The 16119-nt window shown below is 59.4% G+C and carries 12 protein-coding genes, 1 tRNA gene and 3 pseudogenes; 15 read left to right on the top strand and 1 reads right to left on the bottom strand.

Translation table 11 applies throughout. The features are described from left to right. Nucleotides 1–78: 78 nt before the first annotated feature. From aceA to QMY55_RS14890, 14 genes and pseudogenes are all read left to right on the top strand, one after another. The gene (gene aceA / locus QMY55_RS14955) at nucleotides 79–1410 is read left to right on the top strand and encodes an isocitrate lyase (RefSeq protein WP_283484976.1); all 1332 of its coding nucleotides are present in this window, start codon (nucleotides 79–81) and stop codon (nucleotides 1408–1410) included. Nucleotides 1411–1604: 194 nt separating this feature from the next. Next, nucleotides 1605–3071 carry a metallophosphoesterase gene (locus QMY55_RS14950; protein WP_283484975.1) on the top strand — a complete coding sequence of 489 codons (1467 nt, stop codon included), beginning with the start codon at nucleotides 1605–1607 and terminating at the stop codon, nucleotides 3069–3071. After that, nucleotides 3071–4408, top strand: coding sequence for a cytochrome-c peroxidase (locus QMY55_RS14945; RefSeq protein ID WP_283484974.1), 1338 nt, complete (start codon nucleotides 3071–3073; stop codon nucleotides 4406–4408). The genes QMY55_RS14950 and QMY55_RS14945 overlap by 1 nt, the downstream gene beginning before the upstream one ends. Nucleotides 4409–4750: 342 nt before the next feature. Then, nucleotides 4751–6670 (top strand): threonine--tRNA ligase, encoded by a 1920-nt coding sequence (thrS, locus tag QMY55_RS14940; RefSeq protein WP_283484973.1) that lies wholly within the window; start codon nucleotides 4751–4753, stop codon nucleotides 6668–6670. A gap of 83 nt (nucleotides 6671–6753) precedes the next feature. Next, the gene (gene infC, locus QMY55_RS14935) at nucleotides 6754–7383 is read left to right on the top strand and encodes a translation initiation factor IF-3 (RefSeq protein WP_283484972.1); all 630 of its coding nucleotides are present in this window, start codon (nucleotides 6754–6756) and stop codon (nucleotides 7381–7383) included. A gap of 281 nt (nucleotides 7384–7664) precedes the next feature. After that, the gene (gene rpmI, locus QMY55_RS14930; protein WP_003053571.1) at nucleotides 7665–7868 is read left to right on the top strand and encodes a 50S ribosomal protein L35; all 204 of its coding nucleotides are present in this window, start codon (nucleotides 7665–7667) and stop codon (nucleotides 7866–7868) included. Between the two features lie 26 nt (nucleotides 7869–7894). Continuing rightward, the gene (gene rplT, locus QMY55_RS14925; protein WP_283484971.1) at nucleotides 7895–8254 is read left to right on the top strand and encodes a 50S ribosomal protein L20; all 360 of its coding nucleotides are present in this window, start codon (nucleotides 7895–7897) and stop codon (nucleotides 8252–8254) included. A 115-nt stretch (nucleotides 8255–8369) separates the two neighbouring features. Next, nucleotides 8370–9422: a phenylalanine--tRNA ligase subunit alpha gene (pheS, locus tag QMY55_RS14920; protein WP_283484970.1), complete on the top strand. Its 1053-nt coding sequence runs from the start codon at nucleotides 8370–8372 to the stop codon at nucleotides 9420–9422. Nucleotides 9423–9587: 165 nt separating this feature from the next. Further along, on the top strand, nucleotides 9588–12041 hold the full coding sequence (pheT, locus tag QMY55_RS14915; protein ID WP_283484969.1) for a phenylalanine--tRNA ligase subunit beta: 2454 nt from the start codon (nucleotides 9588–9590) through the stop codon (nucleotides 12039–12041). A 28-nt stretch (nucleotides 12042–12069) separates the two neighbouring features. Continuing rightward, entirely contained in the window at nucleotides 12070–12396 is a 327-nt protein-coding gene (locus tag QMY55_RS14910; RefSeq protein ID WP_218240006.1) for an integration host factor subunit alpha, read from the top strand. Between the two features lie 138 nt (nucleotides 12397–12534). Next, nucleotides 12535–12993: a MerR family transcriptional regulator gene (locus QMY55_RS14905; RefSeq protein WP_283488973.1), complete on the top strand. Its 459-nt coding sequence runs from the start codon at nucleotides 12535–12537 to the stop codon at nucleotides 12991–12993. 30 nt (nucleotides 12994–13023) lie between these two features. Further along, a tRNA-Pro gene (locus tag QMY55_RS14900) sits at nucleotides 13024–13100 on the top strand. 263 nt (nucleotides 13101–13363) lie between these two features. After that, nucleotides 13364–13864 carry an HAD domain-containing protein gene (locus QMY55_RS14895; RefSeq protein WP_283484968.1) on the top strand — a complete coding sequence of 167 codons (501 nt, stop codon included), beginning with the start codon at nucleotides 13364–13366 and terminating at the stop codon, nucleotides 13862–13864. 281 nt (nucleotides 13865–14145) lie between these two features. Beyond that, a pseudogene (locus tag QMY55_RS14890) lies at nucleotides 14146–15036 on the top strand (IS3 family transposase). Here the strand turns inward: QMY55_RS14890 and istB are convergent. Next, nucleotides 14932–15594: pseudogene (gene istB / locus QMY55_RS14885) on the bottom strand (IS21-like element helper ATPase IstB); the annotation flags it as partial. The pseudogenes QMY55_RS14890 and istB overlap by 105 nt on opposite strands. A gap of 11 nt (nucleotides 15595–15605) precedes the next feature. Between istB and istA the strand changes: the two are divergent. Next, a pseudogene (istA, locus tag QMY55_RS14880) lies at nucleotides 15606–16085 on the top strand (IS21 family transposase); the annotation flags it as partial. Between the last annotated feature and the right edge of the window lie 34 nt (nucleotides 16086–16119).

The raw sequence follows: 16119 nt of genomic DNA, 5'->3' as shown, positions 1-16119 counted from the left end.
TGAAGACGCTTGATCGTCGTACAGTGGATCCCAAGGACGAACACCAACCATCCCGTTTCAACCGTTAAGGAGTGCACCATGCCCCAATCTCTGAGCCAGCAACTGAGCCGTGAACAGCAAATCGCCGCCCTCGAAAAGGACTGGGCACAAAACCCACGCTGGAAAGGCGTGAAGCGCGGTTACTCCGCTGCCGATGTGGTGCGTCTGCGCGGCAGCCTGCAGCCTGAATACACGCTGGCTCAGCGCGGTGCGGCCAAGTTGTGGGAAAAGATCAACGGCGATGCCAAGAAGGGCTACGTCAATGCCTTTGGCGCCATCTCTGCCGGCCAGGCCATGCAGCAGGCCAAGGCCGGTCTGGAAGCCGTGTATCTGTCGGGCTGGCAAGTGGCTGCCGACGGCAACACTTCCGAGACCATGTACCCCGACCAGTCGCTGTACGCCTACGACTCGGTGCCGACCATGGTGCGTCGCATCAACAACACCTTCAAGCGCGCCGACGAAATCCAGTGGAGCCGTGGCATCAACCCCGGTGACAAGGAGTTCATCGACTACTTCCTGCCCATCGTGGCCGATGCAGAAGCCGGTTTCGGCGGCGTGCTCAACGCCTTCGAGCTGATGAAGAACATGATCTCCGCAGGTGCTTCCGGTGTTCACTTCGAAGACCAACTGGCGGCCGTGAAGAAGTGCGGACACATGGGCGGCAAGGTGCTGGTGCCCACGCAGGAAGCCTGCGAAAAGCTGATTGCAGCGCGCTTCGCCGCTGACGTGATGGGTGTGCCCACCATTATTCTGGCCCGTACCGATGCGGAAGCTGCCAACCTGATCACCAGCGATCACGATGCCAATGACAAGCCCTTCCTGACCGGCGAGCGCACGCAAGAGGGCTTCTACCGCGTCAAGAACGGCCTGGAGCAGTCCATCAGCCGCGGCGTGGCTTACGCACCTTATGCAGACCTGGTGTGGTGCGAAACCGGCGTGCCCGATATCGGCTTTGCCCGCGAGTTCGCCCAGGCCGTGCATGCCGCCTGCCCCGGCAAGCTGCTGAGCTACAACTGCTCGCCTTCGTTCAACTGGAAGAAGAACCTCAACGACAGCCAGATCGCCTCCTTCCAGGACGAGCTGTCTGCCCTGGGCTACAAGTTCCAGTTCATCACACTGGCCGGCATCCATATCAACTGGTACAACAGCTTCCAGTTCGCCCATGCCTATGCCCGCGGCGAAGGCATGAAGCACTATGTGAACATGGTGCAGGAGCCTGAATTCGCCGCTCGCGACAAGGGCTACACCTTTGTGTCGCACCAGCAGGAAGTGGGCGCGGGTTATTTCGATGACGTGACCACCGTGATTCAAGGTGGCTCTTCCAGCGTGAAGGCGCTGACCGGCTCCACCGAAGAGGAGCAGTTCCACTGAACATTGGTCAATCTGTCTAGGTAGTAAAAAGTGGGTTATGCGCCCGGGGCGAAAGTCTCGGGCGCTTTTTTGCGTGCGCGCAAGCGCAGTTGCCGTCACAGGACTGTTGAAGTCACCAACGCGTCACGATCCGTTCATAAGCTCCGTGGGCCTTCAGAAAAGAGAGCTGAAGTCAAAGCCTCACGGAACAATCAATGAACACACAACAACGCACAATTTATCTGGGCGGATTCACCCTGGCATCCGCAGCCGCATTGCTGGCCCTGCATGGATGCGGAGGCTCGGATGCCGATGAAGCCAGCCGTTCGGGCTATATCCAGTCGGCCTTTGTCATGGTCGGCACCAAGAATGAGGCCATTGCGCGCGTGATCACCAATTACGTACCGCCAGTGTCCGGTGGTGCGCAGGCCGCCTGTCCGCAGATTTCGGTGGATGGCAATGTCTCGCGCATGTCGCTGCGTGTGGCGCCGAGCAATCCGGCATTGCGACCCACGGCAAGCGCTCCCGAGGATTCCAAGCCTTCGACTTTCCCGGTCAGCGTGTGCGAGCAGACCTTGCCTGCGAGCGCGAAGGACGTGAGCGTTGCCGGTCAGTCATTGCCTCTGCCCAAGGCGGATCCTCAACGCATCGTCGTGTTTGGCGATAGCGGCTGCCGCCTGAAGAAGGCCGATAACGCATGGCAGGCCTGCGGCGACACGGCGGCCTGGCCTTTCGAGAAGGTGGCGAATGCCGCGGCGGCCTTCAGCCCCGATCTGGTGCTGCATGTGGGTGACTACCACTATCGCGAAAACGCCTGTCCGCCTGACGTCGCGGGCTGCAAGAACAGCCCCTGGGGCTATGGCTGGGATACCTGGCAGGCCGATCTGTTCAAGCCTGCGGCCAAGCTGCTTGCCAAGGCTCCCTGGGTCATGGTGCGTGGCAACCATGAGGAGTGCGCACGCGCCGGCCAGGGCTGGTTCCGCTTCCTCGATCCGCAGCCGTTCAGCGATGCGCGCTCCTGCGACCTTGCCGCGAACGACGCGACGGCCAATTACAGCGATCCCTATGCCGTGAAGCTTGGCAGCGACTCGCAGGTCATCGTGTTCGATTCGGCCAAGAACGGCAAGGCAGCGCTCAAGCCTGAAGACACGCAGTTTGCGATCTACCAGAAGCAATTCCAGCAGGTGGCAACCCTCGCCGCGAAGGGCGGTGTGGCCAACAGCATCTTCACCAACCATCACCCCATTCTTGCCTTCGCCCCCATTGCCGGAGCCAAGCCGGCGCAGGCGAACCCGTTCATGCAGTCCGTGATGACCAGCCTGTATGCGCAGGCCTACTATCCGCCTGGCGTGAACCTGGCACTGCACGGCCATGTGCATGACTTCCAGGCCATCAGCTTCAAGAGCGGCCAGACCGCGACAATCGTGAGCGGCACGGCGGGCGACAACCTCGACGTGGCTCTGCCCGATCCGCTGGGTGCGGATGTGGTGCCCGCACCCGGTGCCATCGTCGACCATATCTCGCACCATGCGAGCTTCGGCTTCCTGCTGATGGAGCATCGCGCCAAGCCTTCGACCGGCTGGAGCTTCAAGGCTTATACGGCCGATGGAAAACTGCTGGCCACCTGCCTGCAGGAAGGCTACTCGCTCAGCTGCGACAAGACCGGCTTTCTGACGCCCTGATGCTTGGCCAGTTGTTTTTGAAGTCTGGCGCCGCCACCGCGCTGGCGGCGCTTTGTGCTTTCGCCGCACAGGCGCAAGGAGTGCCTGAAACACGGGTCTGGCTCGCTCCGGGTGCTGGCGCGAGGGTGGTGGCGATGATTGCAGCTACACCGCAGGTCGCCCAGCGCTACGACCCGACCCAGGCCAAGTTCACGCCCGACCCGCAGCTTGTCGCGCTGGGGCGGCAGCTGTTCCATGACACACGGCTGTCGGAGCCATCGGGGACCTCCTGTGCAAGCTGCCATGACCCGGCGCGTGCATTCGGTCCGGACCTGCGGCGCGGCCTTCGCGATGCCGAGAAAAGCCCGGGCACTGCGCTGGGCAGCCGGGCGGGGCAGTTTGGCCAGCGTGCAGCGCCTTCGCTGCTGTACGCGCGCTATGTGCCGCGCCGGTATTTTTATCAGGACGACGATGCCCTCGTGCCGTCCTTTTTCGGCGGTCTGATGGTGGATGCGAGCAGCGACTCGCTGGCCGAGCAGGTGAGCGCACCCTTGCTCAACCCGCGCGAGATGAACAACCGCAGCGTGGCAAACCTGCTCGCGCGCCTCAGGCGTAACGGCGTCGCACAGATGCTCGTGCCGCGGTTTGGCGAAAAGGTGAGAAGCGATCCTAAGGCCCTGCTTGATGCTTTGGGCGTTTCGCTGCAGGCCTATCTCCAATCGGATGAACTGTCGCCATTCACGTCGAAGTTCGACCGCTTCATTCGGGGTCAGGGAAATCTGGATGTGGCTGAATTGCGCGGTCTTGCTCTGTTCAAGAATCCGGATAAGGGCAACTGCGCTTCATGCCATACCGTGTCCGAGACGGCTTCGCGCCCGGAGCGCTCGCTGTTCACGGATTTCGGCTATGAGGCCCTGGCGGCGCCGCGCAACAAAAGGCTTGTTGAAAACCGCAATCCGCGGCATTTCGACAACGGCCTGTGCGAAACCGCGAAAAAACTGAAGTGGCCGGAGCCCGGACAATGGTGCGGCTATGTGCGCACGCCGGGCCTGCGCAATGCGGCCATCCGCCAGAGCTTTATGCACAACGGATCGCTGTCTTCACTGCGCGAGGTGATGGAGTTCTACAACACGCGCGGGACAGATCCTGTGCGCTGGTTTGGCAAGAGCGGGACGTTCGATGATCTGGCGCCGGAATTTCACGACAACGTGAACGTGAACTCGCCTCCGCTCAACCGCAAGCCGGGCAGTGTTACGGCGCTCTCCGATACGGACATTGATGACCTTGTGAGTTTCTTGCGCACCTTGACTGATGAGCGCTACGTGGCGCTCATGCCACTTGTACCGCAGCGCCGCTGAGATGGAAGGTGATGGGCGCCTTCTGCGATACGTGCAAGGCCGCAAAATCCGCAAACCGAGACAGATCTGCGGCGCGCGTTAAAATGGTTGGATTCATCTGTCAACCGCGATGCCATCATGTGCTTTGCGGCGTTGACGCAGATACAGGGAAGGAAGGCACCTAGGTTATGACACCGCGAACGCAGAGCTCTACGGGAGTACTCCCGACCGCCTGAGGTGCTGGTCCGCGCACCTTTGCAGGCGCGGCCGTTTTATACAATTCGATTCAATTCACAAGTTTGCGCGGCCAGTCCGCGCATTTTGTTTTCTAGAGGCGCGTCCCACGACGCGAGATTGAAAGACATGGTCCAAATCACTCTTCCCGACGGTTCCAAGCGCGAATATCCAGGTCCGGTTTCCGTGGCCGATGTGGCTGCATCGATTGGCACAGGTCTGGCCAAGGCCGCGCTGGCCGGCAAGATCAACGACAAGGTGGTGGACACCAGCTTTGTGATCGAGCAGGACTCGCCCCTGTCCATCATCACTGCCAAGGATGCCGATGGCCTGGATGTGATCCGTCACTCCACCGCCCACTTGCTGGCCTACGCAGTCAAGGAGCTGTTCCCCGAAGCCCAGGTCACCATCGGTCCCGTGATCGAGAACGGCTTCTACTACGACTTCTCGTACAAGCGCCCGTTCACGCCCGAGGATCTGGCGGCTATCGAAAAGAAGATGACCGAGCTGGCCAACAAGGACGAGCAGGTGGTGCGCCGCGTGCTGCCCCGTGATGAAGCCGTGCAGTACTTCAAGGGCCTGGGTGAGAACTACAAGGCCGAGATCATTGCCTCCATCCCCAGCAACGAGGACGTGAGCCTGTACCGTGAAGGTGCGTTTGAAGACCTGTGCCGCGGCCCTCATGTGCCCAGCACCGGCAAGCTTAAGCACTTCAAGCTGATGAAGGTGGCTGGCGCCTACTGGCGCGGCGATCACCGTAACGAGATGCTGCAGCGCATCTATGGCACGGCATGGGCCTCGAAGGACGAGTTGCAGCAATACCTGCATCGCCTGGAAGAAGCCGAGAAGCGCGATCACCGCAAGCTGGGCCGTGAACTCGATCTGTTCCACATCGACGAATGCTCGCCCGGTACCGTGTTCTGGCACCCCAAGGGCTGGAGCATCTGGCAGCAGGTCGAACAGTACATGCGCAAGGTCTATCAGGACAACGGCTACCAGGAAGTCAAGGCGCCGCAGATCCTGGACAAGGGTCTGTGGGAGAAGACCGGCCACTGGGACAAGTACCGCGAAAACATGTTCACGACCGAGTCCGAAAAGCGTGAATATGCTCTGAAGCCGATGAACTGCCCGGGCCACATCATCATCTTCAAGCAAGGCATCAAGAGCTATCGCGACCTGCCGCTGCGCTTCGGCGAATTCGGCAACTGCCACCGCAACGAGCCCACCGGCTCCCTGCACGGCATCATGCGCGTGCGCGCCTTCACGCAGGACGACGGCCACATCTTCTGTACCGAAGACCAGATCCAGGCGGAAGTGACGGCCTTCACCTCGCTGCTGCAGAAGGTCTATGCTGACTTCGGTTTCACCAACATTCTGTACCGCCTGTCGACACGTCCCGAAAAGCGTATCGGTACGGACGAGAGCTGGGACAAGGCAGAGAACGCGCTGGCCGAAGGCCTGCGTGCTTCGGGTTGCGAGTTCGAATATCTGCCCGGCGAAGGTGCCTTCTACGGCCCCAAGATCGAGTACACGCTGAAGGACGCGCTGGGCCGCGAATGGCAGTGCGGCACGATTCAGGTCGACCCCAACCTGCCCGAGCGCCTCGATGCCGAATTCGTGGGAGAAGATGGCGAGCGCCACCGTCCCATCATGCTGCACCGCGCGATCGTGGGCTCGCTCGAGCGCTTCATCGGTATCTTGATCGAGCAGCACGCTGGCGCCTTGCCCGCATGGCTGGCTCCGGTGCAGGTGGCGGTGCTCAATATCACCGATGCGCAGTCGGACTATGCCCGCGAGGTGGCGGAAAAGCTGCAAAAAGCACTGCCGAATCAAAGTGTTAGAGTAGTGACTGATCTGCGCAATGAAAAGATTACGTATAAAATACGTGAGCATTCAATGCAGAAGCTGCCTTTTATCCTGGTTGCAGGCGACAAGGAGAAGGCGGCTGGTGCGGTTGCAGTGCGCGCCCGGGGTAACAAAGACCTCGGTGTGATGTCGGTTGATGCGTTTGTTGAATTGCTCTCCAAGGACATCGCAGCTAAGGCTTGATACAGAGGTTTCCTCTCCGTGGCGAGTCGTTTGCGTGCGCTGCGCGCAAGCGGCTACGCTGTTGTAGCCATTTCAATCCAAGGGTGAAAACCATAGCTACTGAATTTCGCGATCGGCGCCACCGTGAAGAGCGCAAGCATCGACTGAACCGAGAAATCATGGCGCCTGAAGTGCGTCTGTCTGGACCTGATAACGAGCCGCTGGGCATTGTGCCGCTGCAAGAAGCGCTGCGCATGGCTGGTGAGTTGGACGTTGATCTGGTGGAAATTGCTGCGACGGCAGTTCCTCCTGTCTGTCGTCTGATGGACTACGGCAAGTTCAAGTACCAGGAGCAGAAGAAGGCAGCTGAGGCCAAGGCCAAGCAGACCGTCATCGAAATCAAGGAAGTGAAGTTCCGCCCTGGTACGGATGATGGCGACTACAACATCAAGCTGCGCAATATCCGCCGCTTCCTGGCTGATGGCGACAAGGTGAAGGTCACGCTGCGTTTCCGTGGCCGTGAAATCACGCACCAGCAACTGGGTCTGAATCTGCTCAATCGTCTGCGTGACGATCTGGCCGACTCCATCCAGGTGGAGCAGTTCCCCAAGCTGGAAGGCCGTCAGATGATCATGATGGTTGCCCCGGCTCGTGCAGGTAAAAAGTCTGCTGCTGCCCCAAAAGCCCAGGCTGATAGCGCCGCTGCTACACCTGAGGCCGTAGATAAGGCATAATTGCTGTCTTGCTTTGCAGGCAAGAGTGGGCTCGGCCCACTTTTGTTTTGTACGGCAGGGAAAGAATCGCGACTTGCGCAAATCAGGTTCAGGCAGGAGCTTCGCCTCAAGGCTGAGGTTCCTGGCACATCCTTGATAGCGTAAGTCCTGGGAATTTGCAGGGTTTCCTGCAAGACATCGGCCCGGCTTTGGCGGGGCTGATGAATAAGTGCCTCGGAGGCTAGCGAAGTGCGTGCAGGTTGCACGCCGCCTTGCGAGCACAATTCAATAGGAGCATTCACATGCCCAAAATGAAGACCAAGAGCAGCGCGAAGAAGCGTTTTCGCGTTCGTCCCGGTGGTACCGTCAAGCGCGGTCAAGCCTTCAAGCGTCACATCTTGACCAAGAAGACCACGAAGAACAAGCGTCACCTGCGTGGCATTGTCAACGTGCATTCCGGCGATATGGGCTCCATCGCAAAGATGCTGCCTTCCGCAGGCCTGTAATTCACTGACGAACAAGGAGAAAACACATGCCTCGCGTCAAACGTGGTGTAACGGCTCGCGCCCGTCACAAAAAAGTTCTGGCCCTTGCTAAGGGTTTCCGCGGCCGCCGTGGTAACGTCTTCCGCGTTGCCAAGCAAGCCGTAATGAAGGCTGGTCAGTACGCCTACCGTGACCGTCGTACCAAGAAGCGCGTGTTCCGCCAACTGTGGATCGCCCGTATCAATGCTGCTGCACGTGAACTGGGCCTGACCTACAGCCAATTCGCCAATGGCCTGAAGAAGGCTGCCATCGAAATCGACCGCAAGATGCTGTCCGATATCGCTGTGCACGACAAGGCTGCTTTTGCAGCCATCGTCGACCAAGTCAAGGCCAAGCTGGCTGCCTAAGGTCACGATCGGTAGTTACTCTTGATTCAGTAGCTGCTGGTGCACAAACAGCAAGGGCTAGGGCTTGAAAAGGCACTAGCCCTTGTTTATTTTTAAGATTCGATAAAGAGTCGATATGAACGAGTTGGATTCTCTGGTCGAGAGCGCGCAACAACTGTTTGCGCAGGCCGCCACCCCCGCTGATCTGGAAAACGCCAAGGCGCAGTTTCTGGGCAAGTCGGGCAAGATGACCGAGCTCATGAAGGGCATGGCGCAGCTTTCCGTCGAAGAGAAAAAATCGCGCGGCGCTGCCATCAATGTGGCCAAGCAAGCGATCGAAGCTGCTTTGACCGCCCGCCGCAAGGCCTTGGCCGATGCCGAGCTGCAGGCCCATCTGAAGGCCGAGGTGCTGGATGTGACCTTGCCCGGCCGCCGCCGCGGTGCCGGTGGTCTGCACCCCGTGTCCATCACGCTGGAGCGCATCGAGGGCATTTTTGGCTCCATGGGCTTTGATGTGGCCCAGGGCCCAGAGATCGAATCCGACTGGTTCAACTTCACGGCGCTGAACACGCCCGAAGACCACCCCGCGCGTTCCATGCACGACACCTTCTATGTGGAAGGCGGCACGGCCCACGCGCCCAACCTGCTGCGCACGCACACCAGCCCCATGCAGGTGCGCCACGCTGTGCAGCATGTCAAGAAATACCGCAATCAACTGGATGCTGGTCAGTCCATGCCCGAAATCCGCGTGATTGCCCCCGGCCGCACCTACCGTGTGGACTCGGACGCCACCCACTCACCCATGTTCCACCAGTGCGAAGGCCTGTGGATTGGCGAGAACGTGAGCTTCAAGGATTTGAAGGTCGTGTTCACCGACTTCTGCAAGACTTTCTTCGAGCAGGATGACCTGGTGCTGCGCTTCCGCCCCAGCTTCTTCCCGTTCACCGAGCCTTCGGCTGAAATCGACATTCAGTTCCAGAGCGGCCCTCTCGCCGGCAAGTGGCTGGAAGTGGCTGGCTCCGGCCAGGTGCACCCCAACGTGGTGCGCAATATGGGGCTGGATCCCGAAAAGTACATCGGCTTTGCCTTTGGCATGGGCCCCGACCGCCTGACCATGCTGCGTTATGGCGTGAACGACCTGCGCCTGTTCTTCGACGGCGACATCCGTTTCCTGTCGCAATTTCAGTAATTAAAAAAGTGAGCTGCCCTAGCGCATGCACCTAGCACTTCAGATGGTTTTGATGTTGAAGTCCTAGGTACAAGCGCACAGGCTGCTCCTCTTTTGAATGTACGCATGCCCAGCCGGCTGCAGACCTGCAAGGTGCAACCGGCCTGAACGCCAAAGAGTCTGACTATGCAATTTCCTGAATCCTGGTTGCGCGAATACTGCAACCCGAAGCTGACGACCCAAGAGCTGGCCGACACCCTGACCATGGCCGGTCTGGAAGTGGAGGAACTCGATCCCGTGGCACCTCCTTTCACCGGCATCGTGGTCGGCGAAATCAAGGAAGCCGTGCAGCACCCCGACGCCGACCGTCTGCGCATCTGCCAAGTGGATGTGGGCGGCCCCGAGCTGCTGAACATCGTTTGTGGCGCGCCCAATGCCCGCGTCGGCATCCGCGTGCCTTGCGCCACCGTGGGCGCCGAGCTGCCTCCCGGCGAAGACGGCAAGCCCTTCAAGATCAAGATCGGCAAGCTGCGCGGCGTGCAAAGCTTTGGCATGCTGTGCTCGGCCAAAGAGCTGGGCATTGACGAAGACGCCAGCGGCCTGCTGGAGTTTCCCGCCGATGCGCCCCTGGGCCAGAACGTGCGCGAGTACCTGAACCTGGACGACACGCTGTTTACGCTCAAGCTCACGCCCAATCTGGCGCACTGCCTGAGCGTCTACGGCGTGGCCCGCGAGCTGTCGGCCCTGACCGGCACGCCGCTCAAAGCCCTGTCCTTCCCCGCTGCTGCCGTGGCCTTGCAGGACAAGCTGCCGGTGAAGATCGAGGCGACCGATCTGTGCGGCCGCTTCTCGGGTCGTATCGTGCGCAATGTCAACACCCAGGTGAAGACGCCCCAGTGGATGGTGGATCGCCTGGCGCGTTGCGGCCAGCGCTCGGTCAGCCCGCTGGTGGACATCTCCAACTATGTGATGTTCGAGCTGGGCCGTCCCAGCCATATCTTCGATCTGGACAAGATCAGCGGCGGCCTGAATGTGCGCTGGGGCAAGGAGGGCGAAACGCTCAAGCTGCTCAATGGCAACACCATCAAGATCGACGACTTCATCAAGGTCGGCGTGATTGCCGATGACAAGCAGGTCGAGTCGCTGGCCGGCATCATGGGCGGCGACGCCACGGCCGTGTCCGACGACACGAAGAACATCTACATCGAAGCCGCGTTCTGGTTCCCCAAGGCCGTGGCCGGCCGTTCGCGCCACTTCAACTTCTCGACCGATGCCGGTCACCGCTTCGAGCGTGGCGTGGACCCCGAGTTCACCACCGAGCACATCGAGCGCATCACCGCGCTGGTGCTGGAAATCTGCGGCACGCCCGAGACACAGGTCGGTGCCATGGACGACCAGAAGCCCAATATGCCCGCCTCCAAGGCCGTGCAACTGCGCGTTGCGCGTGCGGCCAAGGTCATCGGCATGGGCGTGACCCAGCAGCAATGCCTGGATGCCTTGAACGGCCTGGGTCTGCCTGCTGCGGTGGCCAGCGAAGGCGTGATCAGCGTCACCGCTCCCACCTTCCGCTTCGACATCAATCTGGAAGAAGATCTGATCGAAGAAGTGGCCCGCATGATCGGCTACGAAAACCTGCCGACCACCAAGCCACTGGCCCCGATCTCGCCCAAGCTGCGCGCCGAGAACGAGCGCAGCCCCTATGCCGTGCGCCACGAGCTGGCGGGCCTGGGCTACCAGGAAACCATCAACTTCAGCTTTGTCGAAGAAAAGTGGGAGCAGGAGCTGGCCGGCAACAACAACGCCATCAAGCTGCTCAACCCCATCGCCAGCCATTTGAGCGTGATGCGCTCGTCCCTGCTGGGCTCGCTGCTGCAGGTGCTCAAGTTCAACGTGGACCGCAAGGCTCAGCGCGTGCGTGTGTTCGAGCTGGGTCGCGTGTTCTTCAAGGACGAGTCCGTGGTCGACTCCGACACCACCGTCAAGGGCTTTTATCAGCCCATGCGCGTGGCGGGTCTCGCCTACGGCGCTGCCGACCAGCTGCAATGGGGCAGGGCAGAAGCCAAGGTTGACTTCTACGACGTCAAGGGCGACGTGGAGGCACTGCTGGCCCCGGCCAAGCCCGTGTTCGAGCCTGCCGAGCATCCGGCCATGCACCCCGGTCGCTGCGCGCGCGTGCTGCTGGACGGCAAGGCCATCGGCTTTGTCGGCGAGCTGCACCCCCAATGGCGCCAGGAATGGGATCTGGCCCAGGCTCCGGTGATGTTCGAGCTGGAGCTTGATGCCGTGCTGGCCCGTCAGGTGCCCGTCTTCAAGCCTGTGGCCAAGCACCAGGCCGTGGAGCGCGACATTGCCGTGGTCGTCAAGGAAGCCGTGACCCACGCCCAGGTGATGGAAGCCGTGCAGCAAGGTGTGCAGGGCGGCATTCTGCGCTCGGCCGTGCTGTTCGACGTCTTCCGTCCCAAGAAGCTCAAGGCTGGCGAGGAAGCTGCACCGGGCAGTCTGGCCCAGGACGAGAAGAGCCTGGCCGTGCGTCTGACGCTGGGCAGCGACACCGCGTCGCTGACCGATGCGGAAATCGAGGCCGCCATGCAGGGCACCATTGCGGCTCTGGTTGAACGCGTTGCGGCTCGTCTGCGCTGATATGTTCAATCCACAAGGAGATCGACCCATGGAGCTTGCTGTAGAGAGCATCGACAGCCCTGCGCTGACCAAGGCGCAGCTGGCCGATCTGCTGTTTGACGAAATCGGTTTGAACAAGCGCGAAGCCAAGGACATGGTGGATGCATTTTTCGACCTGATCTCGCAAAAGCTGGTGGACGGCGAAGATGTCAAGCTTTCGGGCTTTGGCAACTTCCAGATCCGCACCAAGGCGCCACGTCCCGGTCGCAATCCGCGCACCGGAGAGCTGATTCCCATCGCTGCGCGCCGCGTGGTGACCTTCCATGCCAGCAGCAAGCTCAAGGAGCTGATTCAGGGCGATAGCCCGGAGCTGTAGTCATAGGCGTGAAGCCTGATGCCTGAGCTTGCCAGGCATTGCACAATGAAAGAGCTGACAGGTCTGCATGATTTGTCAGCTCTTCGCGCTATATTGCAGCACTTCCTCTTTCAAAACTCACACTTGACCGCACCCGTCATGGCTTCCTATTTGCCAGCGATTCCCGCCAAGCGCTACTTCACCATTGGGGAGGTGGCTGATTTGTGCGATGTGAAGCCCCATGTGCTGCGCTATTGGGAGCAGGAGTTTGCGCAGCTCAAGCCCATGAAGCGCCGGGGTAATCGCCGTTACTACCAGCACCATGAAGTGCTGATGGTGCGTCGCATCCGCGAACTGCTTTATGAACAGGGCTTCACCATCAGCGGGGCACGCAACCGACTGCGTGAGCTGGCTTCTGCAGGTCATGCCAGTCAGTCCGTCAGGCAGGGGCAGGAGCTGCCCGCAATTGCTTCCGTGCTCTCTCAGGAAGCGTTGGCAGAGAAGAATCATTTGCTGCAGGAAATACTGGCGCAACGCCCCACCAAGGAGGTGCCAACGTTGAGCATTGAAGAAGTCAAAGAGGAGCTTTTGCAGATCAGGTCGCTGCTTTCTCTTTGATGGCAGAAATCTGTGTATAATTCAAGTCTTCGGAATGTAGCGCAGCCTGGTAGCGCACTTGCATGGGGTGCAAGGGGTCGCGAGTTCGAATCCCGCCATTCCGACCAATCTAGATAAGGGCTCCTAGCTATGAAGTTAGGAGCCCTTTTTCTATTGTAGCGAAATTACCTCAAAAAGGGGGTAACTCAGGGGGTAACGGTAGATAGAAATACCGTGCCTGACCGCAGGGGCGCGACGCAGACCTCCATGCACAAGGTGATTCAGTCTGCGACTGCTCTAGACTCATCACTCCCGGCATCTCCTCGTTTTGCAAATAGGATGCCCAGGAGGTTGTTTCCATGTGACCGATGGCTTCAGTCCACAAGAGTGCATGTCCAAGACGATTCTCTATCTTGACTATGACGGAGTCCTGCATCCAGAGCCCGTCTACAGGCACCCTAGAGGTGGAATGTATTTCGGTGTCGACCACACTGGTCATGCCTTGTTCGAACACGCAGAAATCCTCGTTGACGCACTGGCGCTGCATCCTGACGTGCGTATCGTTTTGTCGACATCATGGGTTCGCGTTCTGGGATTCTCTCAAGCGAAGGCCTATCTTCCAGAAGCTTTACGATCACGAGTGATCGGTGCCACTTTTCACAGCACGATGAACAAATTTGAGTTCGATGCCATGACTCGCGGCGCACAAGTCTTGGCTGATGCAACACGGAGGTCGGCCACTCGTTGGGTGGCGCTCGATGATGATGACGAAGGATGGATAGGTGCTGCATCCAAGCATCTTGTGCTGACCTGCGGGCGCAATGGAATAGCAGATCCACAGGCAGTTGCCGAGCTCTCGGAAAAGCTGCAAGAGTATTGCATGTTGCGATAGCTTATAGAAGTTCCGATCTGAGCCTCACGGTTGATCCGGTTTTGCCTGTGTACAGAAAATTCTGCATACCCTCACTTGTGGGGCTGCTTCAGGCTGCGAGCTGCCGTTCGTGTGTTAATTTCCACGCAAAACTGACCCGCCATTTCCATCTCAAACTGACCCACCCTTTGACTTGAGCCGCAAGGCTCAAGATGTGGATCAGGTTTTGTTTCTCTCCTTCTGGGCTGCTGCCGGTTTCAAAGACACCTTGTTAAGGTGGAAGATGAAACCGGAGGTAGTTTATGGGGACGAGACGGCAGTTCAGCCGGGAATTCAAGGTTGAAGCGGTCAAGCTGGTGACCGAGCGAGGCGTTGCAGTGGCGCAAGCTGCGCGCGATCTAGATGTGCACGAGACGCGGCTGAGGGCATGGATGCGCGAGCTGACGGCAGACTCGCAGCAGGCGTTCCCCGGCAAGGGTGTGATGAAGCCCGAGCAGGCCGAGATAGAGCGGCTGCGCAAGGAGGTTGCCAAGCTCAAGATGGAGCGCGACATCCTGAAAAAAGCCGCGGCCTTCTTCGCCAAGGAGTCGATGTGAAGTTCGGCTTCGTTGCGAAACACCGAGGGGCCTGGCCGGTGAATCTGATGTGCGAGGCGCTCGGTGTCTCGCGAAGTAGCTTCTATGCCTGGTTGGTGAGGCCACGCAGCCAGCGTAGCCTGAGTGATGGCCGACTTTACCTATATCTGGACGGCTGAAGGCTGGCTGTATGTGGCGGTGGTGCTGGACCTGTACTCGCGACGCATCGTGGGTTGGTCGATGCAGTCCAGCATGACCAGCCAACTCGTGGCTGATGCGCTGATGATGGCTGTTTGGCGTCGTGGACGGCCGCAGGAATTGCTGCATCACTCTGACCAGGGCAGCCAGTACACCAGCGAGCACTTCCAGCATCTGCTGAATGAGCAAGGCATCGTGTGCAGCATGAGCCGTGCTGGCGAAGTCTGGGACAACTCGGCAATGGAAAGCTTCTTCAGCAGTCTGAAGACGGAGCGCACGGCTCGCAAGATCTACCGCTCGCGCAAGCAAGCGAGGTCAGATGTATTTGATTACATCGAGCGGTTCTACAACCCGACGCGTCGGCACTCGACGCTTGGGTACATCAGTCCGATAGAGTTCGAGGAAGCTCGAGAAGCTTAGGCTGGTGTCGACGAAACCGGCAGCAGCCCAACTGCTGTGCTTGAAGCGGTAGCTGTCGTTGCCTGTTTCCAGAATATGGCAGTGGTGGGTCAGGCGGTCCAGCAGAGCCGTGGTCATCTTGGCATCACCAAACACGCTGGCCCATTCGCTGAAGCTCAGGTTGGTGGTGATTACTACGCTGGTGCGTTCGTAAAGCGTCGAGAGTAGATGAAACAGTAGTGCACCACCTGATGAGCTGAAGGGCAGATAGCCCAGCTCATCGAGTATCACCAGATCCGTATGCACCAGCCTGTGGGCGAGCTGTCCGGCTTTGCCTTGCACTTTCTCTTGCTCCAAGGCATTAACCAATTCCACAGTAGAGAAGAAGCGCACCCTTTGACGGTGGTGCTCAATGGCCTGAATACCCAGTGCCGTAGCAATGTGCGTCTTGCCCGTGCCAGGCCCACCGACAAGCACCACATTGTTAGCCTTCTCGATGAACTCACAGCGATGAAGGCTGCGTACCAAGGCTTCATTGACTTCACTGTGTGCGAAGTCAAAGCCTGCCAGATCTCTGTAGACCAGGGAACCTGGTCTTCGGCGCTGGAGAAGCCTTCCAGTTTGATTGGAGCGAGGATTGGGCTGTCATCGCGGGTGTACGCACCAAGCTCCAAGTGGCTCACTTCAAGCTCAGCCACAGCCGAGCCTTCTATCTGCGGGCCTATCCCCTGCAAACCCATGAGATGCTGTTCGATGCCCACAACCGTGCCTTTGCGGTGTTTGGAGGCGTCCCTAGGCGGGGGATCTACGACAACATGCGCACAGCCGTCGATCGTGTCGGCCGTGGCAAGCTCAGAGAGGTCAACGCCCGCTTCAGCGCTATGGCCAGCCATTTCCTGTTCGAGGCACAGTTTTGCAATCCAGCCTCGGGATGGGAGAAGGGACAGGTCGAGAAGAATGTTCGGGACGCTCGCCATCGTATCTGGCAATCTGTACCAGCGTTTCCGACACTCAGAGCCCTCAACGATTGGCTAGAGCAAAGTGGCCACGTCAATCACTCCTGGTCTCCTGCTGCACAAGAAAGCAGCAGGCTAGGGTTAATGC

The organism is Comamonas resistens (assembly GCF_030064165.1).
Lineage (GTDB): Bacteria > Pseudomonadota > Gammaproteobacteria > Burkholderiales > Burkholderiaceae_C > Comamonas > Comamonas resistens.
This window is presented reverse-complemented; position numbering and strand designations above follow the sequence as displayed.